Annotated in this window: 20 protein-coding genes and 1 pseudogene; 13 read left to right on the top strand and 8 right to left on the bottom strand. The window is 65.0% G+C overall.

Features of this window, described 5'->3' with window-relative positions; genetic code table 11:
* Nucleotides 1-230, bottom strand: a pseudogene (locus NK214_RS19520) (hypothetical protein); the annotation flags it as partial.
* 94 nt (nt 231-324) lie between these two features.
* Nucleotides 325-1167, bottom strand: coding sequence for a ChaN family lipoprotein (locus NK214_RS19515; protein ID WP_227107363.1), 843 nt, complete (start codon nt 1165-1167; stop codon nt 325-327).
* A gap of 345 nt (nt 1168-1512) precedes the next feature.
* Between NK214_RS19515 and NK214_RS19510 the strand changes: the two genes are divergently transcribed.
* From NK214_RS19510 to NK214_RS19495, 4 genes are all read left to right on the top strand, one after another.
* Nucleotides 1513-2109 (top strand): TetR/AcrR family transcriptional regulator, encoded by a 597-nt coding sequence (locus NK214_RS19510; RefSeq protein ID WP_107799942.1) that lies wholly within the window; start codon nt 1513-1515, stop codon nt 2107-2109.
* 91 nt (nt 2110-2200) lie between these two features.
* Nucleotides 2201-2941: an NADPH-dependent oxidoreductase gene (locus NK214_RS19505; RefSeq protein WP_107799943.1), complete on the top strand. Its 741-nt coding sequence runs from the start codon at nt 2201-2203 to the stop codon at nt 2939-2941.
* A gap of 48 nt (nt 2942-2989) precedes the next feature.
* A complete protein-coding gene (gene nemA / locus NK214_RS19500) occupies nt 2990-4090 on the top strand; it encodes an N-ethylmaleimide reductase (protein ID WP_107799944.1) in 1101 nt (366 codons plus the stop codon).
* A 432-nt stretch (nt 4091-4522) separates the two neighbouring features.
* Nucleotides 4523-4945, top strand: coding sequence for a hypothetical protein (locus NK214_RS19495; RefSeq protein WP_146176674.1), 423 nt, complete (start codon nt 4523-4525; stop codon nt 4943-4945).
* A 90-nt stretch (nt 4946-5035) separates the two neighbouring features.
* On the opposite strand, the gene NK214_RS19485 is transcribed toward NK214_RS19495, so the two are convergent.
* A complete protein-coding gene (locus tag NK214_RS19485; protein ID WP_146176675.1) occupies nt 5036-5707 on the bottom strand; it encodes a UPF0149 family protein in 672 nt (223 codons plus the stop codon).
* A gap of 93 nt (nt 5708-5800) precedes the next feature.
* Nucleotides 5801-7489: an AMP-binding protein gene (locus NK214_RS19480; protein WP_107799947.1), complete on the bottom strand. Its 1689-nt coding sequence runs from the start codon at nt 7487-7489 to the stop codon at nt 5801-5803.
* Nucleotides 7490-7636: 147 nt separating this feature from the next.
* On the opposite strand from NK214_RS19480, the gene NK214_RS19475 reads away from it, so the two are divergent.
* Nucleotides 7637-8035, top strand: coding sequence for a MerR family DNA-binding transcriptional regulator (locus NK214_RS19475; protein ID WP_107799948.1), 399 nt, complete (start codon nt 7637-7639; stop codon nt 8033-8035).
* Between the two features lie 119 nt (nt 8036-8154).
* Here the strand turns inward: NK214_RS19475 and NK214_RS19470 are convergent, their stop codons facing one another.
* Together NK214_RS19470 and NK214_RS19465 are read right to left on the bottom strand one after the other, a co-directional pair.
* Nucleotides 8155-8772: a nitroreductase family protein gene (locus NK214_RS19470; RefSeq protein WP_253315261.1), complete on the bottom strand. Its 618-nt coding sequence runs from the start codon at nt 8770-8772 to the stop codon at nt 8155-8157.
* 45 nt (nt 8773-8817) lie between these two features.
* Nucleotides 8818-9720: an EamA family transporter gene (locus NK214_RS19465; RefSeq protein WP_253315262.1), complete on the bottom strand. Its 903-nt coding sequence runs from the start codon at nt 9718-9720 to the stop codon at nt 8818-8820.
* 129 nt (nt 9721-9849) lie between these two features.
* Here NK214_RS19465 and NK214_RS19460 point away from each other — a divergent pair, with 129 nt between their 5' ends.
* The 4 genes from NK214_RS19460 (at nt 9850) to NK214_RS19445 (ending at nt 14470) form a co-directional block, all read left to right on the top strand.
* Complete coding sequence (locus NK214_RS19460; RefSeq protein ID WP_253315260.1) at nt 9850-10362, top strand: MarR family winged helix-turn-helix transcriptional regulator; 513 nt, start codon at nt 9850-9852, stop codon at nt 10360-10362.
* Between the two features lie 104 nt (nt 10363-10466).
* A complete protein-coding gene (locus NK214_RS19455; RefSeq protein ID WP_199225893.1) occupies nt 10467-12137 on the top strand; it encodes a sensor histidine kinase in 1671 nt (556 codons plus the stop codon).
* Nucleotides 12131-12859, top strand: coding sequence for a LytTR family DNA-binding domain-containing protein (locus NK214_RS19450; RefSeq protein ID WP_048410449.1), 729 nt, complete (start codon nt 12131-12133; stop codon nt 12857-12859). The genes NK214_RS19455 and NK214_RS19450 overlap by 7 nt, the downstream gene beginning before the upstream one ends.
* A gap of 396 nt (nt 12860-13255) precedes the next feature.
* Complete coding sequence (locus tag NK214_RS19445) at nt 13256-14470, top strand: MFS transporter (RefSeq protein ID WP_107799953.1); 1215 nt, start codon at nt 13256-13258, stop codon at nt 14468-14470.
* A 471-nt stretch (nt 14471-14941) separates the two neighbouring features.
* On the opposite strand, the gene NK214_RS19440 is transcribed toward NK214_RS19445, so the two are convergent.
* On the bottom strand, nt 14942-15160 hold the full coding sequence (locus tag NK214_RS19440) for a hypothetical protein (protein WP_227107349.1): 219 nt from the start codon (nt 15158-15160) through the stop codon (nt 14942-14944).
* 145 nt (nt 15161-15305) lie between these two features.
* Between NK214_RS19440 and NK214_RS19435 the strand changes: the two genes are divergently transcribed.
* On the top strand, nt 15306-15827 hold the full coding sequence (locus NK214_RS19435) for a hypothetical protein (RefSeq protein WP_253315259.1): 522 nt from the start codon (nt 15306-15308) through the stop codon (nt 15825-15827).
* 371 nt (nt 15828-16198) lie between these two features.
* Here the strand turns inward: NK214_RS19435 and NK214_RS19430 are convergent, their stop codons facing one another.
* Nucleotides 16199-16648, bottom strand: a complete 450-nt coding sequence (locus NK214_RS19430; protein WP_043593836.1) for a YaiI/YqxD family protein — start codon at nt 16646-16648, stop codon at nt 16199-16201.
* Between the two features lie 140 nt (nt 16649-16788).
* Between NK214_RS19430 and NK214_RS19425 the strand changes: the two genes are divergently transcribed.
* From NK214_RS19425 to NK214_RS19415, 3 genes are all read left to right on the top strand, one after another.
* Nucleotides 16789-17958, top strand: a complete 1170-nt coding sequence (locus NK214_RS19425; RefSeq protein WP_081547845.1) for an isovaleryl-CoA dehydrogenase — start codon at nt 16789-16791, stop codon at nt 17956-17958.
* Nucleotides 17959-18067: 109 nt separating this feature from the next.
* Nucleotides 18068-19666, top strand: coding sequence for a carboxyl transferase domain-containing protein (locus NK214_RS19420; RefSeq protein ID WP_253315258.1), 1599 nt, complete (start codon nt 18068-18070; stop codon nt 19664-19666).
* Between the two features lie 18 nt (nt 19667-19684).
* Nucleotides 19685-20470: an enoyl-CoA hydratase/isomerase family protein gene (locus NK214_RS19415; protein ID WP_253315257.1), complete on the top strand. Its 786-nt coding sequence runs from the start codon at nt 19685-19687 to the stop codon at nt 20468-20470.
* Nucleotides 20471-20562: the final 92 nt, after the last annotated feature.

Raw genomic sequence — 20562 nt, 5'->3', positions numbered from 1 at the left:
CCCCAGCCGACGAAGGCGGAGCCGGTGAGCATGCGCACCACCACCATGATCAGCTGGTTGGTCAGCAGCAGGCCCAGGATCACGGTCTTCACGACCGGGTCGGCGGCGCGGTACATGCCCAGCGCGCTCAGGTCGGCCGGCATGGCCGCGCCGGCTTCCGCCAGCGCCGTCAGCGGCCAGCACGCGCCTGCCAGCGCGCAGCCTGTCGCCGCTCGTTTCATGGTGTTCATCATCGGAAATCCAAGCGAAGTTTTATTTGTTCGAGTTGAGAATGTTATACGTAATGAGAATCATTATCAATATATAAGCGCAGCGCAACCGCGCTCAAGGCCGGGCCGGCGCCGCGAACCAGGCGTAATCGCCCTGGCGCGCGTCCAGCTTCATGCCCTCTTCCGCCAGGATCAGCACCCGCAACGGCGTTTGCGGCTGCAAATCGCGCACATGCAGCGGCACGCCGATGTCGGCGGCGGCGTGATAAGCGCCGGCGATCAACAGCGCCGGCGCCGGCGCGGCCAGCAGCCGCTCGGCCATGCGCCGGTCCCGCGCCTGCTGCACCGCCAGCATCGAGGCCAGGTGCTCGGCCTTGACCTCCCCGCCGTGCTCCTCGCGGATCAGTTCGCTCAGCTTGGCGCGCACCTCAGGCCGCGTGGACGCCTGGCCCGGCAATTGCACCTGGCTGCGGTACACCGCCTGCATCTCGTTCCTGTCCAGATTGGCCGCCAGCACCGGATAAGGCGCGCGCATCACATGCTCGGCCAGTTTGCCGTACAAGGGCCACGGCCAGCCCGGCAGCCAATCCACCGCCTGGGCGAGCGCGGCGCCGGACAGCGGCTGGCCGGCGCGCAGCCGGGCCTGCGCCTGTTCCACCTTGGCCTGCTGCGACGGGGTCAGCATTTCCAGCAGCACGCTGCCCTGCGGCCGCCGCGCCGCCAATTCCGTCGCCAGCCAGCGTTCGATGCGGTGGTGCTCGCGGTTGTCGTGCTTTTCCCCCACCAGCAGCCGCGGCGCCGGGGCCAGCCGCTGCAACAATTGCGCCGGCTGCAAAACTTCGCCGCTGCGCAGGTCCACAATGCGGCCGGGCGGGTCCCCGGCCGGTTCGGCCTCCTGAGACAGGGCCGCGCAGCCGCTCAGCAGGACGATGGCCAGCAGCTTCCAGATTGACTTCATAGGGTTTCCTCTCGCATCGTCGGCTTAGAACCTGTTCAAAAATCTGCTGCGCTTCGTGCAGCGTTGCACGGTGAGCACCCGCTCAAAATACTCAGTGCCACGCGTACCTTCCGCTTTTCGCTCGTTTTCGCCTTGTCTCGCTCTTACTCGCGGGATCATGAACAGGCGCTTAGCGTAAAACCCGGCATTGTAGTTGCAATTGATTCTTATTATCAATATTTACCATGCTAAAAGCATGCCAAGCCCGCCTGATTCGCCGGCCTCGCCCTTGTCGCCAGCGCGCGCCTCTCCCAAGGATTGAAAAATTTCTTGAAACTAGACGACCGGTCTAGTAGACTTCAGCCCATGTCACGTCCCAACCAGTTTTCAGACACTCGCGAACACCTGCTGGCCACCGGCGAAGCCATCATCCTCGGCAAGAGCTTCTCCGCCGTGGGCCTGGCGGAAATCCTCGGCGCGGCCGGGGTGCCCAAGGGTTCGTTCTACCATTACTTCCGCAGCAAGGAAGGCTATGGCGTGGAACTGCTGCGTCGTTATTTTGAGAAATACGACGGCAGACTGGTGAGCTTTCTGTCCAAGGACGCCGGCAGCGCCCGCGATTGCCTGCTGCATTATTTCGACGGCTGGCTGGAAACCCACCGTTGCGATCAGCCGCAGCGCTGTTGCCTGGCGGTGAAGCTGGCCGCCGAGGTCTCCGACCTGTCCGAGCCGATGCGCGAGGCGCTGGCGGAAGGCATGGGTTTCGTGGTGCGCAATCTGGCCGCCTGCATCCGCCGCGGCCAGCAGGAAGGCTCGCTGGACGCGGACCTGCTGCCGGACGAGACCGCCAGCGCGCTGTACAGCCTGTGGGTGGGCAGCGCGCTGCTGTTCAAGACTCAACATTCGCGCGCGCCGCTGTTGGCGGCGATGGCGCACACGCAACAAATTCTGCGCGCGCCCTAACCAAGGCGAGGCCGCGCCCTCCCCCGCTCCCCGGAGCGGGTTATTTTGACATTAAAACTAGACGACTGGTCTACTTGAAGGAGTCCCAAGCATGAACTCGACACTGGAACTAATGCAAGAGCACCGCAGCGTGCGCAGCTACCAGGACAAACCCATTCCCGCCGAGGTGCTGGACGCGGTGCTGGACGCCGCCTGGAAAGGCCCCACCTCCATCAACGGCCAGCAGGTGTCGCTGGTGGTGGTGCAGGACGCGGAGCGTCGCCAAAAAATCGCCGAAATCGCCGGCGGCCAGCCGTGGATCGCCCAGGCGCCGGTCTTCGTCGCCATTGTTCCCGACTTCTACAAAACCCGGATCGGCGTGGAAAAAGCCGGCGCCGAGCAAGTGATCCACAACAGCGTGGAAGCCTTCGCCGTCGGCGCGGTGGACGCCGGCATCGCCCTGGGCAACCTCATGACCGCGGCCCGTTCCGCCGGCCTGAGCGTGGTGCCCATCGGCGGCATCCGCCGCGACCCGCAAGCCATGGTGGAACTGCTGGAGCTGCCGGAACTGACCTTCCCGCTGGTGGGCGTGGTGCTGGGCTACGCCGATCAGGACAGCGCGGTCAAGCCGCGGCTGCCGCGCGCCAGCTTTGTGCACCGCGAACGCTACCAGGCGGCGGAACTGCCGGCTATGATCGCGCAGTACGACGCGTCCATCATGGATTACTGGAAGAGCATTCAGCGCGCCGACGGCCAGCCCTGGTCCGCCAACACCGCGCAGTATTACCGCAACGTGTATTTCCCGCAGGTCGCGCCGGTGGCGCGCAAACAGGGTTTCGGTTTCGATCTGTGATCGCGCCCGCCCACTTTTCCCCGCTTAAATAGAGCCAAGGACATCGCAATGCAAGCCGACAAACTGTTCACCCCGCTGCGCGTAGGCGCCGTGACCCTGAAAAACCGCGTGGCGATGGCGCCGCTGACCCGGCTGCGCAACACCGAGCCGGGCGACGTGCCCACCGCGCTGGCGGAAACCTATTACGCCCAGCGCGCCGGCGCCGGCCTGATCGTGGCGGAAGGCACCCACATCTCCCCCACCGCCAAGGGCTACGCCGGCGCGCCGGGCATCTACAGCGAAGCGCAAGTGGCGGCCTGGACCAAGGTCAACGCCGCGGTGCACGCCAAGGGCGGCCTGACCGCGCTGCAACTGTGGCACACCGGCCGCATTTCCCACCGCTCCTTGCAGCCGGACGGCGAAGCGCCGGTGGCGCCGTCGGCGATCCAGGCCGACAGCCGCACCAATATCCGCGCCGCGGACGGCAGCCTGGTGCGCGAGCAGTGCGACACCCCGCGCGCGCTGGAAGTGTCCGAGCTGGCCGACATCCTGGAAGACTATCGCCGCGCCACCGACAACGCGCGCCGCGCCGGCTTCGACCTGGTGGAAATCCACGGCGCCCACGGCTATCTGCTGGACCAGTTCCTGTCGCCGCAGGCCAATGTCCGCACCGACGAATACGGCGGCAGCGTGGCCAATCGCGCGCGCTTCCTGCTGGAAGTGGTGGACGCAGTGGTGTCGGAATGGGACGCCGAGCACGTGGGCATCCGCATCTCGCCGCTGGGCGTTTTCAACGGCATCAGCAATACCGATCAGCTGGAGATGGCGCTCTACCTGGCCGAGGAACTGGCCAAGCGCAAACTGGCCTTCCTGCACATTTCCGAACCGGACTGGGCCGGCGGCCCGGTGCTGGACGAGGGCTTCCGCCAGGCGCTGCGCCAGCGTTATCCGGGCGTGATCATAGGCGCCGGCGCCTACACCGCGGAAAAGGCGGAAACCCTGATCCGCCAAGGCTATATCGACGCCGCCGCCTTCGGCCGCAGCTATATCGCCAACCCGGACCTGGCCGAACGCCTGCAAAGCGGCGCGCCGCTGAACCCGCCGGACCTGGCCACCTTCTACGGCGGCGACGCGCGCGGTTACACCGACTACCCGGCGCTGAACGGCTAAGCCCGCCGCTCACCGCCAGGCACGCGGCGCGCCTCCCCCATGGGAGCGCGCCGCTTTTTCATGGCCGCACCCATCCGGGCTTGCCGGCCGGCTATTTTCCGCCCGCGGCCGATACCGGCCGCGTAAGCGAGCATTGACGGGCTTTTAACGCCCGGCCTGCGCCTTGACCGGGCAGCGGGCAACTGTGCACAATCGCTGCCGTGCCGTTCCTCGCGGCACCGGACTTGGCCGTCCGGCGAACTACACTGCGAACAAGCGCTTGAGCTTTGCGTTTGGATCGCTGCACTCGTGCGCGCTCACAATGGCGGGCCGGGTGGGGACACCTTAGCGGGTGTGCCGGAGTCGTGTAGTCCGGTCGGCCAACCCTGTTCGGTCTGCCACCTCCGCTTGGCCGTGGGGGTGGCAATGAAAAACCGCTACACGGAGGTGATCATGTCGATCAAAACCCCATCCCGCCGCCATTACCGTCCAGACCCGGACCCGACGTCCCGCGCGGAATTGCCGTTTGCAGCCAACGCGTCCAACCGGCGCGGCGTTCATTGCTGGCAAGTTCCGCCCATAGACGACCAACACGCCGCGCATTTGCTGGGCCGCGAATTCGCAGGACATTTCATCAAGTATCTGCAGGACAATCCCGACGACGGGCTGCGAAACCTGCTCGCCCAAATCGCCGCGGACATAGACTTTAGCGACGACAGCGCCGCCAAAGGCTATTGGGAAGGCTTCTTCAGCCTGCTTGAGCAAGTGCTGGCGCTGACCACCTCGCTGCTGGACGTATTCGATTACATCGACCGGCTCAACGCCCGGGAGGCCGCGGAACGCGCGCTAAAGCCCGCCGCCGCGGCCGGTACTTAACAATTTCAGCAAGCGCCAAGGCGCGCCGGCATGAAAAAAGGAAGCCTCCCGGCTTCCTTTTTTTAACGCCCGGCGCAACGCGCGGGACAATCAGTTGCGGCCGCAGCAGGCCTTGTACTTCTTGCCGCTGCCGCACGGGCAGACGTCGTTGCGGCCCACTTTGTCGCCTTCGCGGCGCACGGTGCTGGGCGCCTGTTCCTTGGCGCGCCAGTAGGTGTGGACCGCGGCCAGCGCTTCCAGCATTTCTTCCTTGTAGCCTTCCACTTCTTCGTCGCTGAAGGTCAGCAGGTCTTCGCCGTCTTCCTGCTCGAAAGCGCCGCCCAACACCAGCATCGGCATCATCAGGCTTTCAAAGCCCTCGTCCTCGTCGGCCACTTCGAACCAATCGGTGTCCACCACGTCCAGCGCGTAGAGGAAGGCGTTGGCCCACGGCCAGTAGTCCGGCTCGTCGCTGTCGCTGTCGTCTTCCGCGTACAGGATCAGGTCCAGCTCGTCGCCGGCCGCCAGCGCGGCGGCGGTGGCGTCGTACAGCTTCTGCAGCAGGGTTTTCAGTTCCGCCGCGTCGTCCGCGTTTTCAAAGGCCGGCGCGTCGCCCAGCACTTCTTCCAGCCAGAAATCGGCGTCCACCGCGTCCGGACCGCACGCCAGCGCGGCGAAAAAGCCCTGCACTTCGTCCGGGCGCATGGTGCTGCCGCTGGCGGACAAGGGGGTCAGCAGGTTTTCCAGACGCAGCAGATCGGCGTCGTTGAATACGGTAGTCATGATGGATTCCTCAGCTTAAAGATCAGTCTGGCGGCATTGTAAGCCAAAAAGCCCCGGCAAGCCGGGGCTTTTGCTCCCATTGTTTGAGACGGGTCAGGCGGTTTTGCCGTCCGCCAGACCCAACTTCTCCTTCATCTTCTCTCGCATGACGAATTTCTGAATCTTGCCGGTGATGGTCATCGGGAAACTATCGACGAATTCGATGTAACGCGGAATCTTGTAATGCGCGATCTGCCCCTGGCAAAAAGCACGGATATCGTCGGCGTCGGCGCTTTCGCCGTCGCGCAGCCGGATCCACGCGCACAACTCCTCGCCGAAGCGCTCGTCCGGCACCCCGATCACCTGCACGTCCTGAATCTTGGGATGGCGGTAGAGAAACTCCTCCACCTCGCGCGGATAGATGTTCTCGCCGCCGCGGATCACCATGTCCTTGACCCGGCCGACGATGTTGACGTAACCGTCCGCGTCCATCTCCGCCAGATCGCCGGTGCGCATCCAGCCGGCGGCGTCTATCGCCTCCGCGGTCTTGGCCGGGTCGCCCCAATAACCGGGCATCACCGAATAACCGCGCGTGCACAACTCGCCGCTCTGACCGCGCGGCGTGATGCGGCCTTCCACGTCCACGATCTTCACCTCCACATGCGGATGGATGCGTCCCACCGTGGCCACGCGCTTGTCCAGCGGCGTGTCGGTGGCGCTCTGGAAGCTCAGCGGGCTGGTTTCGGTCATACCGTAGCCTATGGTCACCTGGCTCATATTGAGCTGGCTGGTCACCCGCTTCATCACCTCGATCGGACACGGGCTGCCGGCCATGATGCCGGTGCGCAGCGTGGACACGTCGTAATCGGAAAAATCCGGCCGATCCAGCACCGAGATGAACATCGTCGGCACCCCGTGCAGGCCGGTGCAGCCCTCCTCCTGCACCGTGCGCAATACCTCCTGCGCGTCGAAGCTCTCCGCCGGAAACACCATGGCCGCGCCGTGGCTCAGGCACAGCAAGGTGCCCAGCACCATGCCGAAGCAATGATAAAGCGGCACCGGGATGCACAGCCGGTCGTCCGGGCCGAAAGCCATCGCCGCGCCGGCGAAGTAAGCGTTGTTCAGGATGTTGTGATGGGTCAGGGTGGCGCCCTTGGGGCTGCCGGTGGTGCCGGAGGTGAACTGGATATTGATCACGTCGTCAAACTGCAGCGTCTCGCCCAAGCGCTGCAACCCGGCTTTCTCCTCGGCCGACGGCGCGGCCATCAGATCGGCGAAATTGAACATGCCCGGCGTACGCTGCCGCCCCAGACGGATGACGATTTCCAGCTGCGGCATGGCGGCGGACTTGAGCCGGCCCGGCTCGCTGGCGGCCAGCTCCGGCAGCAGATCCGCCGCCATCGCCAGGTAGTCGCTGCTCTTGAAGCTGGGCGACAGAATCAATGCGCGGCAGCCCACCTTGCTCAGCGCGTATTCCAGCTCGGAGCGGCGATAGGCCGGATTGATGTTGACCATGATCAGGCCGGCCTTGGCGGTGGCGAACTGAGTCAACACCCATTCCGCGTTGTTCTGCGACCAGATGCCGATGCGGTCGCCGGGCTTGAGTCCCAGCCGGATCAGGCCGCAGGCCAGCCGGTCCACCTGCTCGCGCAATTCCTCGTAACTCCAGCGTATCTGCTGATGGCGCACCACCAGCGCTTCGCGGCGGCCGTGCTCGCGGCAGGTCTGGTCGAACAACTGGCCTATGGTCTGGCCGATCAAGGCTTGCGGACTGGCGCCGTGGACATAGCTGGGCAAGGTCATCGAATCTCTCTCTCCTGGTGGACGGTACGCATCGCTTTTGTTTTTTTCATTCATCCCACAAGTTGACGATTACGTAAACGTAAATCATGCTAGGGCTGAGAACGCGTTAAAAAAAAGCTACAATCGCCGCTTGCCCTGGAACACACCATGACCGAACCCGAATTCTTCAGCATCTCCGACCTGGCGCGCGACTTCGACGTCACCCTGCGCACCATCCGCTTCTACGAGGAACAGGGCCTGATAGAACCGCAGCGCGACGGCCGCCAGCGGGTGTTCAACCGCCGCGACCGCGCCCGGCTCAAGCTGATCCTGCGCGGCAAGCGCATCGGCCTGTCCTTGTCCGACATCCGCGAAATCCTGGACCTGTACGAGCAGGCCCACGACGAGGCCAGCCAGTCGCAAAAACTGCTGGACCTGGTGCTGGAACGCCGCCGCCTGCTGGAAGAACAGCGCCGAGACATCGACGCGGTGCTGGAAGAAATCACCCGCCTGGAAAGCCACTGCCGCACGGTGCTGGCGCAGCCGCCGGCCGCGCGCAGCGCCTGAGAACCTGTTTACGATCTGCTGCGCGTCGACGATACCGCGTTGGAACCGAGCTCAAAATGCTCATGTACCACGCGGACATTGAGCTGGCTCTCAAAACCAGCTCACGATCAAGCAGGCCATCAAGCCCACACCATCACCTCGGCCACCGGCCGACGCGGCTTCTGCGGCCAATTGCCGGCCGCCGCCCGCCCCACCGTCACCAGCATCACCGGCAACTCGTCCGCGCCCAGGCCAAACTCCCGCGCCACCGCGGCCGCGTCGAAACCGCCCATCGCGCAACTGGCCAGGCCGCGTTCCTCCGCCGCCAGCAGCAGCACCATCGTCGCCAATGAGGCGGAACGGATCGCCTCGTCGCGCTGCGCGCGCGCGTCGTCCCGGTGGGCGTTCTCCGCCGCGCGCAGCCAGCTGTCGCTGACCTCCGGCGGCAGAATGCCGGCGTCCACCGCCGGCCGCAGCGACGCCTCCAGCCCGCGATGCGCGTTCAGCGTACCGCAGCAAATGAAGGTCACCGCCGCGTCCGCCACTTTTTGCTGGCCGTAGCTGGCCGCCTGCAAACGGCGCTTGGCCTCGGCGCTGCGCACCGCGACGAACTTCCAGTTCTGCAAATGATAGGCCGACGGCGCGCGGGTGGCGGCGTTCAGCAATTGCTCGATCTCCGCGTCCGCCAACACATGGGAGGGATCGAAGTGATTGGCCGACACACGCTGGTCCAGCAGGGTTTGCAAAGCGCTCTTCATGAACAGACTCCTTATCTGATTGCTGCTGATTGATTCCATTACCGCTCAAGACCGCGCGCGCACCGCGCCGGCCATGATCTGCTTCTCCGCCGGCGGCGGCGCGGCCATGCTGCGCTGCACCGCCAGCACGCTGGCCAGCACCGTGGCCAGGCCCGCCAGCTGCAAGGGCCCCAAGGCCTGCCCCAGCAACAGCCAGCCCAACAGTACCGCCGTCAGCGGGCTGAGCAGGCCCAGCGAGGACACCGCCACCGGCGACAGCCGCGCCAGCCCGCGAAACCACAATAAATAGGCCAGCAAGGCGCCGAACAGGCAGAGATAGCCGTACCCCAGCCACTGCGTCGCGCCCAGCGCCGGCAAGGCCGGGTCCAGCGCCCCGGCCAGCGGCGCCAGCATCAGCCCGCCCAGGGCCAGTTGCCAGCCGGTCAAGGCGGCGAGCGGCGCGCTCGGCCGCCAGCGCCGGGTCAGATAAGTGCCGCTGGCCATCGCCGCCGCGCCGCCCAGCGCCGCCAACATGCCGACGCCGTCCCAGACCGCGCCCGGCGACAACAGCAAGGCCGCCATGCCCGCCACCCCGGCGACGCCGGCCCAGGCGGCCACTCGCGCCGGGCGGCGGCCGTCCAGCCCCCAGGCCAGGCCCATCACCAGCAGCGGCTGGGTGGCGCCCAGCACCGCGGCCAGGCCGCCCGGCAAACGGTAGGCGGCCACGAACAGCAGCGCCTGGAACACGCCGATATTCAAGGCGGACAAGACCAGCAGCCGGCCCCACTCGCCGCGCCGCGGCAGGTGGCGGCCGGCCAGGATCAACAACAAGCCGGCCGGCAACACTCGCAGCAAGGCAGCGGTGAACGGCCGGTCCGGCGGCAACAGCTGGGTGGTGACGATATAGGTGGAGCCCCAGATCGCCGGAGCCAGCGCGGTCAACAACACATCGCTCCAACGGGAGGCCATCAGGCGCGCAGACATGGGCATTCCTTTCGCAATCGCTTATAATCGCATCGAAAACTGACTTGAATTCAAGATAACATTGCCTTGAATTCAAGACAAATAAAATCTTGAATTCAAGATAAAGGAATGCGCATGACGCAACAGAACGCCGGCGACGCCGTGGACGCCATCCTGGCGCAATGGCACCGGGAACGGCCGGACCTGGACGTGGCGCCGATGGGCCTGATCGGCCGGCTGCGCCGCTGCTCCATGCTGCTGCAGCACAGGCTGGACGCCACTTTCGAGCAATTCGGCCTTAGCGGCTGGGAGTTCGACGTGCTGGCCACGCTCAGACGCGCCGGCGCGCCGCACAGCCTGGCGCCCACCGCGCTGTTCTCCTCGCTGATGATCAGCTCCGGCACCATGACCCACCGGCTGAAAGTGCTGGAAAGCAAGGGCTGGATCGAACGCGCCGCCTGCGCCGAGGACGCGCGCAGCACCCTGGTGCGCTTGACCGAGAGCGGGCTGGAACTGATAGACCGCGCCGTCACCGCCCACGTGGCCAATGAGCACGCCATCCTGTCCGGCCTCAACCAGCGCAGCCAGGACGCGCTGGACCGCAAGCTGGCGGAGTTGCTGGCGGCCTTGGAGCCTCCTGCGGCATGACGCCCGCCTAATCTGCGCCCGCCTGCGGCCAAAGCGCGCCGCATGGCTTAAAATCAGGGCTTGAGGCCGGCCCCAGCGGGCGCGGCCGCCCCACTCCCGACGCCATGATAGAAAACCAAGCCATGCTGCTGGCGGTGTTCGAACGGGCGGCGCTGATGTTGATGGCGCTGTTCTTCCTCACCCGCACCCGCCCGTTTCAACACCTGCTGCGCAAACAGGACCACAGCCCGGCCGAACTGGCGGCGGTGTCGCTGCTGTTCTGCCTGTTCGCCGTGTTCAGCACCTATACCGGCATTCCGGTGGACGGCTCCCTGGTCAATGTGCGCATCATCGCCATCCTGTCCGGCGGCATCCTGTTCGGCCCCTGGGTGGGGATACCGGCCGGCATCGTCTCCGGCCTGCACCGCTACCTGATCGACATCAACGGCTACACCTCGCTGCCCTGCCTGATCTCCAGCGTCTGCGCCGGCCTGTTGGCCACCTGGATACACTGCCGCGCCGACCGGGGGCGGCTGTGGCTGTACGGCATCCTGGCCGGCATGCTGTGCGAGGGGCTGACCATGGGCCTGATCCTGCTCTTGACCGAGCCGGCGGTGGGCGTGCCCATCGTCAGCCACATCGCCTTCCCGATGATTGTCGGCACCGTCTGCGTCGGCCTGATCATCAAGCTGGTGCAAGACCTGAACGACGAAAAAGAACTGCTGGCCGCGCGCCAGGCCAAGCTGGCGCTGACCATCGCCAACCGCACCCTGCCCTATTTCCAGAACCTGGACCGCGACGCCATGGTCCAGGTCTGCACCGTGATCCGGGACCAGCTGGACGCCGACGCGGTGGCCATCACCAACACCTCGGACGTGCTGGCCTATGTCGGCCTGGGCAAGGACTACTACGAGATGGACGAGCACTCCGCCATCGGCGCCATCACCCGCCAGGCCATTGCCGGCGACCAGATCATCATCGAGAACAATCTGCAGCAATACCACCTGGCGGACTTCCACTCCGTCATCATCATCCCGCTGCGCGAAAAAGCCGGCGTCAGCGGCACCCTGAAAATCTTCTACCGCAAGAGCCACGGCATCAGTACGCCGCTGCGCGAAGTGGCGGTGGGCCTGTCCCAACTGATCTCCACCCAGATGGAAGTGTCGCGGGTCAAACAGCTGGAAGAAATGGCGCGCAAGGCGGAATTCAGCGCGCTGCAAAGCAAGATCAACCCGCACTTCCTGTTCAACGCCCTGAACGCCATCTCCTCGCTGATCCGCATCCAGCCGCAGCAGGCGCGCCAACTGATCGCCAACCTGGCGGACTACTTGCGCTACAACCTGTCGCTGGGCGACCGGCTGATCGACATCCAGGAAGAACTGCAGCAAGTGCGCGACTACGTGGCGATAGAACAGGCGCGCTTCGGCGCCAAGCTGACGGTGGACTTCGACATCGACGACGTGCATGTGCGCATCCCCAGCCTGCTGTTGCAGCCGCTGGTGGAAAACGCCATCCTGCACGGCATCCAACCGCGCAAGGAGCCGGGGCGGGTCAGCATCGCGGTCAAGCGCGACGGCGCCAAGGTCCACGTCTGCGTGCGCGACACCGGCTACGGCGTCAGCCAGGAAGTGCTGGACGGCGTGGCCGCCGGCACGCTGTCCAGCCGCAGCATCGGCCTGAGCAACGTCAACCAGCGGCTCAAGCTGCTATACGGCGAGGGCTTGCGGCTGACCCGGCTGGAGCCCGGCACCGCCGTTTGTTTCGACCTGCCCGCCGCCGAGGAGCCGACATGCTGAAAGCCCTGATCGTGGAAGACGAATATCTGGCGCGCGAAGAGCTGGCCTATTTGATCCGCGAGCACAGCCGCATCGACATCGTCGCCAGCGTGGAAGACGGGCTGGAAGCGTTCAAATTCCTGCAGGAACACGAAGTGGACGTGGTGTTCCTGGACATCAACATCCCGTCGATTGACGGCCTGCTGCTGGCCAAGAACCTGCACAAATCGTCGCGGCCGCCGCGCATCGTCTTCGTCACCGCTTACAAGGAGTTCGCGGTGGAAGCGTTTGAAGTGGAGGCTTTCGACTACATCCTGAAGCCCTACAACGAGGCCCGCATCATCAATCTGCTGGCCAAGCTGGAAGCGCAGACGCCGCCGGCCGCCGCCGCGCCGGCCGAAGCCCCGGCCGCCAGCCGCACCGTCAACCTGGTCAAGGGCGACAGCATCATCGTCACCCCCTGCGAGCAGATCTACTACGCCGAGGCCGACGAGAAAGTCACCCTGGTCTACACCGCGCACGACCGCTACGTGATGTCGATGAGCATCAGCGAATTTGTCGCCCGCCTGCCGGCCGACAGCTTCTTCCGCTGCCACCGCTCCTACTGCGTCAACATCCACAAAATCCGCGAGATCGCGCCCTGGCTCAACAGCACCTACATCATCAAGCTGTACGACCTGAAAGCCGAGATTCCGGTCAGCCGCAGCAATATCAAGGCCTTCCGACAGTTGATGCATCTTTGAGCGTTGGCCACCCGCGCGGCGCATCAAACCGGCTGCCAGCCGGCTCCTGAATAAGAACCTGTTCATAATCTGCTGCGCTGCGGCGATACGGCGTTGAAACCGGCTTCGAAATGCTCATGTACCCTATGTACACTCCGCTTTCTCAGCCGTTTTCGCCTTGGCTCGCTCTGGCTCGCGAGATTTTGAACAGGCTCTAAGGCCAGACATTCCATTGGCAAGCCGGCTTGGCAATGGAAATGCCATCCACTCACGCGCGCCATTTTCAGGGCCTGCAACTGGTTCGCCGCCGTCTGCACTTCATTCCGCGCCGCCTGCATCTCATGCCGCCGCCGCGCCCCCTACATAAGCACAGGCTTATAGTCACACCAACAGTAATGACTTTAAGCGAGCAGCGCCATGAACGCCTCAAACACCATCCGCTACCGTACCCTGGCCGGCACCGTCCTCACCCAATTCGCGCTAGGCTCCGTCTACACCTGGAGCCTGTTCAACGCCCAACTCTCCGCCAAGCTGTCCGAGCCGGTCAGCCAGGTGGCTTTCGCCTTCGGCCTGCTCAGCCTGGCGCTGGCGGTGGCCTCCTCGCTGGCCGGCAAACTGCAAGAACGCTTCGGCGTGCAGCGCGTCACCCTGGGCGCCGGCCTGATGCTGGGCCTGGGCTTCTTCCTCACCGCCCAAGCCAATAATCTGGTCATGCTCTATCTGTGCGCCGGCGTGCTGGTGGGCCTGGCCGACGGCGCCGGCTACCTGCTGACGCTGTCCAACTGCGTCAAATGGTTTCCGGAGCGCAAGGGCCTGGTGTCCGCCTGCGCCATCGGCGCTTACGGCCTGGGCAGCCTGGGCTTCAAATACATCAATCTGGCGCTGCTGGCCCGCTTCAGCCTGGAAACCACCTTTGAGCTGTGGGGCCTGATCGCCATGGCCATGGTGGTGGCCGGCAGCCTGCTGATGCGCGACGCGCCGCAGCAGCAAGCCGCCGCGCAGCAGAACGCCAGCCATGACTACACCCTGGCCGAGGCGATGCGCCAACCGCAGTACTGGATGCTGGCGCTGATGTTCCTGACCGTGTGCATGAGCGGCCTGTACGTGATCGGCGTGGCCAAGGACATCGGCGAAAGCTATGTGCACCTGCCGGCGCTGACCGCCGCCAACGCCGTGGCGGTGATCGCGGTGGCCAATCTGTCCGGCCGCCTGGTGCTGGGCATTCTCTCCGACAAGATGCCGCGCATCCGGGTGATCACCATCGCCCAAGTCTCCGCGCTGGCCGGCATGCTGACCCTGCTGTTTGTGCCCCTGAACGCCACCCTGTTCTTCCTGGCCATCGCCTGCGTCGCCTTCAGCTTCGGCGGCACCATCACCGTCTACCCGTCGCTGGTCAGCGATTTCTTCGGCCTCAACAACCTGACCAAGAACTACGGCGTGATCTATCTGGGCTTCGGCATCGGCAGCATCGTCGGCTCCATCGTCGCTTCGCTGTTCGGCGGCTTCCTGGCCACCTTCCACCTGATCCTGGCGCTGTTGATCGTCGCGCTGCTGTTCTCGCTGACCATACGTCAGCCGGGCAGCAGCAAGGAAGCGGAGTTCGAAGCCGAGCCGCACCTGGGCAAAGCCTGATTCCCGCGCCGCTCGCCGCAACGCCCCCGTTTTGGGGGCGTTGTTGTTTGGGGAGCTTGGTGGCTGTCGCTGGTGGGTATCGCCTGCGGCTCCACCCACCCTACCCATGACGAGCGGCCGCGCGTAGGGTGGGTGGAGCGTAGCGATACCCACGCGGAACCCCGCTGCGCCGCACAAGATGATGGCGGCGATCCACCTTACCGGATCCTGCCGGCTTGACGCCCTCCCGCGCCTCCCCAAACAATAGCCCCCGCGCCGCAGTAATCGCGGCGCTCGGGTTTAGTCTCCCCAATACGAATCACTGCAACAGATGCGCTATTTCCACAGCGCATCTGTTGCCATTGCTTTGCCTATGCGGACGGGCCGTGGCAAGTGGCGCCCTCACGGGCGCGCCGGCTTTTGCAGTGACTCACCGGTAGACTAACTCTTGTCATGTGCCCGCCCTACCTCTTTGCTGCATGGCCCTTCTGCTCAAGAGCTTACAAAGGGTAGAGCTTGTCCATTCGGCATTAGGCTGCGCAGAGTTTGATTTCGGCGGTCCTTTTCTTTGCTAGACTTCGTCGGCTTGACGCCCTCCCGCTCCTCCCCAACAATAGCCCCCGCGCCGCAACAATCGCGGCGCTCGGGATTGGCCTCCTGAATTGAAATGTCGTCGCGGATGCGCTGTTTCCACAGCGTATCCGCTGCCATTGCTTTGCCTATTCGGGCGGGCCATGGCAAGTGGCGCCCCTCGAGGGCGCGCCGGCTTTGTACGACATATCACCGGTAGGCCAACTCTTGTCATGTGCCCGCCCTGCCGCCTTGCGGCATGGCCCTTCTGCTCAGGAGGTTGCAAATGGTAAAGCCTGTCCGTCCGGTGCTAGGCATCGAACTCTCTCCGTCCTCTGCTGAAACCCAAGACATCCATCAGGACGCCTCTCCACTCCCGCCGCTAGGGCCGCGTTCCCGCTACCGGTTTGCCGGCCCCCACGCCAAAGACCTCAGCCTGCCCTTCATCCGCCGCATCAAAGGCCGTACCTATCCGCATTACTGGCAGCCGGCCGAGGCCAAGAATGAGTTCGAAGCCTGCGCCTTGGGTCGCCAGTACGCCGCCCATCTGGCGCAGTTGCTGAAGCTCAACCGCCAGCATTCCGGGCGCGGACTGCTGTTCCGCATCACTAACGACATGGATTTCAGCGAGCGCGGCCACCGCCGCAGCATGTGCAAAAGCTTCTTCAACTATCTGGAGATACTGCTGAACTTGGGAGTGCAACAGGTCGACCTGCCGAAGCATGTGGAGGCGATGCAACGCTTCCATCTCAGCCTGGACGAATTGAACACCTTGCAGAGGAAGCCACGGCGCAAGAAGAAGGGCTAAGGCCGTGTTCACGATTTTTTAACCACGGGTTCGGCAGTGTTAGATACGGAGGAGACCGCGTATTCGATGCGCCCCAACTCCCTTCAAGCCTGCCGACGGGTGGCAGGCCCGAGGTCTTAAGCGGCTGCCTGTTCGAGCAGCGCGACGTTAGCGCGCTGCGAGTTCAGCCGCGCCTCGGGCCTGACGGGGCCCGGCGGGAAGCCGCAGGCCAGGCTTGCAGGGCGGCCTTTAGGGTAAAGGGAGATTTGGCCGCGCAAATCTCCCTTTCCGTTTGCCGGGCGGAACCGGCCCTAAATCATCATCCGCGCAGCGGATTCAATATCGCAAATACGTTTGTAAAGCTGCCCAAGAAACGGAACGCCAAGCTCGCCTCAGCCCCGCCGCTTCGCCAACCAGATATCCAACTGCCGGGCGAAAGCCTGGCGGTCCGCCTGGCTCAAAGGCGGCGGGCCTTCGGTCTGCACGCCGCTGGCGCGCAGCGTGTCCATGAAATCCCGCATCGTCAGCTGTGCGGCGATGGTGTCCGGCGAATACACATCGCCGCGCCAGTTCAGCGCCTGCGCACCCTTGCCCAAGGCCTCGGACGCCAAGGGGATGTCACCGGTGATCAAGAGATCGTTCGCCGCGATGCGGCGGACAATCTCGTTGTCCGCCACGTCAAAACCCTTGGGCACTTGCAAGGCGCGGATATTCGGCGCTTTCGGCACCGTCAATAGCTGATTGGCGACGAACACCAGCTCCACGCCGGTGCGCTGTGCCGCCCGGCACAATGTTTCGCGGATCACCTTGGGACAGGCGTCCGCGTCCACCCATATCGTCATGTCTGTTCTCTGCATGCAAACCCGGCCATGATAACGGTTTCGCGCCGGTTTCCGTCGCTGCCATGTTGACGCTTACGTAAACGTAAGTAATGATAGAGCATATCACGCGAATCACGCGCGCCCATCAGAGGAGAGAAACCATGTACAGCAGCCTGCGCTTCGCCTTTGGCGACACCTACGATATGTTGCGCGAAACCGCGCGCGACTTCGCCCAAAGCGAAATCGCCCCGCGCGCCGCCGACATCGACCGCGACAATCTGTTTCCGGCCGATCTGTGGCGCAAGTTCGGCGATCTGGGCCTGCTGGGCATGACGGTGGACGAGCAGTACGGCGGCACCCAGATGGGCTATCTGGCGCATATGATCGCGATGGAGGAAATCAGCCGCGCCTCCGCCTCGGTGGGCCTGTCCTACGGCGCGCACTCCAATCTCTGCGTCAACCAGATCCACAAGAACGGCAACGACGAACAAAAACGCCGGCTGCTGCCCAAGCTGGTGTCCGGCGAGCATGTCGGCGCGCTGGCGATGTCCGAGCCCAACGCCGGCTCCGACGTGGTCAGCATGAAGCTGAAGGCCGACAAGGCCGACGGCGGCTACCTGCTCAACGGCAGCAAGATGTGGATCACCAACGGCGGCGACGCGGACGTGATGGTGGTTTACGCCAAGACCGACGTCAGCGCCGGCGCCAAGGGCATCACCGCCTTCATCGTGGAGCGCGGCTTCGCCGGCTTCAGCCACGGCAGCAAGCTGGACAAGCTGGGCATGCGCGGCTCCAACACCTACCCCATGTTCTTCGACAACTGTTTCGTGCCGGACGCCAATGTGCTGGGCGGCGAAGGCAACGGCGTCAAGGTGCTGATGAGCGGCCTGGACTATGAGCGCGCGGTGCTGGCCGCCGGCCCGCTGGGCATCATGCAGGCCTGCATGGACATCACGGTGCCGTATCTGAACGACCGCAAGCAGTTTGGCCAGGCCATCGGCGATTTCCAGCTGATGCAGGGCAAGCTGGCGGACATGTACGTCAAGCTGTCCGCCAGCCGCGCCTATGTCTACGCGGTGGGCCAGGCGCTGGACCGCGGCGAAACCGGCCGCCAGACCCGCAAGGACGCCGCCGGCGCCATCCTGTACGCGGCGGAGGGCGCCACCCAGATGGCGCTGGACGCCATCCAGTGCCTGGGCGGCAACGGCTACATCAATGAATACGCCACCGGCCGCCTGCTGCGCGATGCCAAGCTGTACGAGATCGGCGCCGGCACCAGCGAAATCCGCCGCTGGCTGATAGGCCGCGAACTGATGGCGGAAACCCGGTAATCGCGGCGGATACAGTGCCTGATGCCGCGTTGCGCTTCAGCCCCACCCGGCAAGCCCAATGCTCACTGACCGCACGCTTCGTCGACGGCGAATGACAAGGTAAAACGATATGCCCATCCTCGAATCCAAACTCTCGCCGCGCGCGGCGGACTTCCAGGCCAACGCCGACAAAATGCGCGCGCTGGTGGCCGATCTGCGCGACAAGGTGGCCAAGGCCGCGCTGGGCGGCGGCGACAAGGCGCGCGCCAAGCACGCTGCCCGCGGCAAGCTGCTGCCGCGCGAGCGCATCGATCTGCTGCTGGACCCCGGCGCGCCCTTTCTGGAGCTGTCCCAGCTGGCCGCCTTCGGCATGTACGACGACGACGCGCCCGGCGCCGGCCTGATCAGCGGCATCGGCCGCGTCGCCGGCGTGGATTGCCTGATCATCGCCAACGACGCCACGGTCAAGGGCGGCACTTATTACCCGATGACGGTGAAGAAGCATCTGCGGGCTCAGGAGATTGCGCGCGACAACCGTCTTCCCTGCGTGTATCTAGTCGATTCCGGCGGCGCCTTCCTGCCCTTGCAGGACGAGGTGTTCCCGGACCGCGAGCATTTCGGCCGCATCTTCTACAACCAGGCCAATCTGTCCGCCGCCGGCATTCCGCAGATCGCGGTGGTGATGGGCAGCTGCACCGCCGGCGGCGCGTATGTGCCGGCGATGTCGGACGAAACCGTCATCGTCAAGGAGCAAGGCACCATCTTCCTGGGCGGCCCGCCGCTGGTGAAGGCGGCCACCGGCGAGGTGGTGACGGCGGAGGAACTGGGCGGCGGCGATGTGCACGCCCGCGTGTCCGGCGTGGCCGACCACCTGGCGCAGAACGACGCCCACGCGCTGTCCATCGCCCGCCGCATCGTGTCCGGCCTCAACTGGCGCAAGCAGGGCGAGCTGGACCGCGCCGAGCCGCGCCCGCCGCGCTACGCGGCAGAGGAAATCTACGGCGTGATCCCGGCGGACCCGAAAAAGCCCTTCGATGTGCGCGAGATCATCGCCCGGCTGGTGGACGACTCCGAGTTCGACGAGTTCAAGCAGAACTACGGCGCCACCCTGGTCACCGGCTTCGCCCGGCTGAACGGCTACCGCGTCGGCGTCATCGCCAACAACGGCATCCTGTTCTCCGAGTCCGCGCTCAAGGGCGCGCACTTCGTCGAGCTGTGCTGCCAGCGCGGCATTCCGCTGCTGTTCCTGCAGAACATCACCGGCTTCATGGTGGGCAAGAAGTATGAGAACGGCGGCATCGCCAAAGACGGCGCCAAGCTGGTCACCGCCGTGGCCTGCGCCCGCGTGCCCAAGTTCACCGTGCTGATAGGCGGCAGCTTCGGCGCCGGCAATTACGGCATGTGCGGCCGCGCTTATTCGCCGCGCTTCCTGTGGATGTGGCCGAATAGCCGCATCTCGGTGATGGGCGGCGAACAGGCGGCCGGCGTGCTGGCCCAGGTGAAGAAGGAACAACTGGGCGACGCCTTCGGGGCCGAGCAGGAAGAAGCGCTGAAAGCGCCGGTGCGCGAGCAGTACGAACGTCAGGGCCACCCCTATTACGCCAGCGCGCGCTTGTGGGACGATGGGGTGATAGACCCGGCGCAAACCCGCGAGGTGCTGAGCCTGGCGCTGGAAGCGGCGCTGTCCGCGCCGATTGAAAACACGCGCTTCGGCGTGTTCCGGATGTGACGGCCAAAGGTGACGCAGATGAGTTACTCCACGCTTGAAATCGAACACAGCGGCAAGACCGCGACGATCTGGATGAACCGGCCGGACGTTCACAATGCGATGAACGAAACCCTGATCGCCGAGCTGACCGCCGCCTTCACCCATTTGCAGTTGCAGGCGGACTGCCGCGCCATCGTGCTGGCCGGCCGCGGCAAAAGCTTTTCCGCCGGCGCGGACCTGGACTGGATGCGCCGCGCCGCCGGCTACGGCGAGGAGCAGAACCTGGCCGACGCGCAGCGGCTGGCGGCCATGCTCAAGAGCATCTACCGCAGCAAGAAGCCGGTGATCGCCCGCATCCACGGCGCGGCGCTGGCCGGCGGCACCGGCCTGGCCGCGGTCTGCGATGTGGCCATCGCCACCGAGGCCGCCAAGTTCGGCCTGACCGAGGTGAGGCTGGGCCTGGTGCCGGCCACCATCGGCCCTTATGTGGCCGACGCGATAGGCTGGCGTCAGGCGCGGCGTTATTTCCTGTCCGCCGAGCGCATCGACGCCGCCACGGCGCTGCGCATCGGCCTGGTGCACGAGCTGGTGCCGGCGGAGGCGCTGGACGCGCGCGTGGCCGACATCGCCGAGGCGATGGCCCAGGGCGCGCCGCAGGCGCTGTCCTCGGCCAAGGACTTGCTGGCCATGCTGCGCGAGGGCTCGCCCTGGGACGATCAATTGCTGGAGGACACCGCCGGTCAGATCGCCAGCGTGCGCGCCGGCGCCGAGGCGCGCGAGGGCCTGGCTGCCTTCTTCGAAAAACGCGCGCCGAACTGGATTTAAAGATCAATTAGCCACGGAAGCACACCGAAATACACGGACAAATTCATCATTTGGATTCCGTGCCCTTCCCTGGGTTTCCGTGGCAAAAAACA

The organism is Chromobacterium sp. S0633, assembly GCF_024158805.1.
Classification (GTDB): domain Bacteria; phylum Pseudomonadota; class Gammaproteobacteria; order Burkholderiales; family Chromobacteriaceae; genus Chromobacterium.
This window is presented reverse-complemented; position numbering and strand designations above follow the sequence as displayed.

Excerpts from the sequence above, each read along its gene's own strand:
- nemA (WP_107799944.1), top strand. The coding sequence starts at position 2,990 with ATGCAAGCCGACAAACTGTTCACCCCGCTGCGCGTAGGCGCCGTGACC.
- NK214_RS19465 (WP_253315262.1), bottom strand. The coding sequence starts at position 9,720 with ATGGCCTCCCGTTGGAGCGATGTGTTGTTGACCGCGCTGGCTCCGGCG.
- NK214_RS19485 (WP_146176675.1), bottom strand. The coding sequence starts at position 5,707 with ATGACTACCGTATTCAACGACGCCGATCTGCTGCGTCTGGAAAACCTG.
- NK214_RS19505 (WP_107799943.1), top strand. The coding sequence starts at position 2,201 with ATGAACTCGACACTGGAACTAATGCAAGAGCACCGCAGCGTGCGCAGC.
- NK214_RS19460 (WP_253315260.1), top strand. The coding sequence starts at position 9,850 with ATGACGCAACAGAACGCCGGCGACGCCGTGGACGCCATCCTGGCGCAA.
- NK214_RS19430 (WP_043593836.1), bottom strand. The coding sequence starts at position 16,648 with ATGACGATATGGGTGGACGCGGACGCCTGTCCCAAGGTGATCCGCGAA.
- NK214_RS19420 (WP_253315258.1), top strand. The coding sequence starts at position 18,068 with ATGCCCATCCTCGAATCCAAACTCTCGCCGCGCGCGGCGGACTTCCAG.
- NK214_RS19480 (WP_107799947.1), bottom strand. The coding sequence starts at position 7,489 with ATGACCTTGCCCAGCTATGTCCACGGCGCCAGTCCGCAAGCCTTGATC.
- NK214_RS19445 (WP_107799953.1), top strand. The coding sequence starts at position 13,256 with ATGAACGCCTCAAACACCATCCGCTACCGTACCCTGGCCGGCACCGTC.
- NK214_RS19495 (WP_146176674.1), top strand. The coding sequence starts at position 4,523 with ATGTCGATCAAAACCCCATCCCGCCGCCATTACCGTCCAGACCCGGAC.
- NK214_RS19435 (WP_253315259.1), top strand. The coding sequence starts at position 15,306 with ATGGTAAAGCCTGTCCGTCCGGTGCTAGGCATCGAACTCTCTCCGTCC.
- NK214_RS19415 (WP_253315257.1), top strand. The coding sequence starts at position 19,685 with ATGAGTTACTCCACGCTTGAAATCGAACACAGCGGCAAGACCGCGACG.
- NK214_RS19510 (WP_107799942.1), top strand. The coding sequence starts at position 1,513 with ATGTCACGTCCCAACCAGTTTTCAGACACTCGCGAACACCTGCTGGCC.
- NK214_RS19450 (WP_048410449.1), top strand. The coding sequence starts at position 12,131 with ATGCTGAAAGCCCTGATCGTGGAAGACGAATATCTGGCGCGCGAAGAG.
- NK214_RS19455 (WP_199225893.1), top strand. The coding sequence starts at position 10,467 with ATGATAGAAAACCAAGCCATGCTGCTGGCGGTGTTCGAACGGGCGGCG.
- NK214_RS19425 (WP_081547845.1), top strand. The coding sequence starts at position 16,789 with ATGTACAGCAGCCTGCGCTTCGCCTTTGGCGACACCTACGATATGTTG.
- NK214_RS19515 (WP_227107363.1), bottom strand. The coding sequence starts at position 1,167 with ATGAAGTCAATCTGGAAGCTGCTGGCCATCGTCCTGCTGAGCGGCTGC.
- NK214_RS19470 (WP_253315261.1), bottom strand. The coding sequence starts at position 8,772 with ATGAAGAGCGCTTTGCAAACCCTGCTGGACCAGCGTGTGTCGGCCAAT.
- NK214_RS19475 (WP_107799948.1), top strand. The coding sequence starts at position 7,637 with ATGACCGAACCCGAATTCTTCAGCATCTCCGACCTGGCGCGCGACTTC.
- NK214_RS19440 (WP_227107349.1), bottom strand. The coding sequence starts at position 15,160 with ATGGCAGCGGATACGCTGTGGAAACAGCGCATCCGCGACGACATTTCA.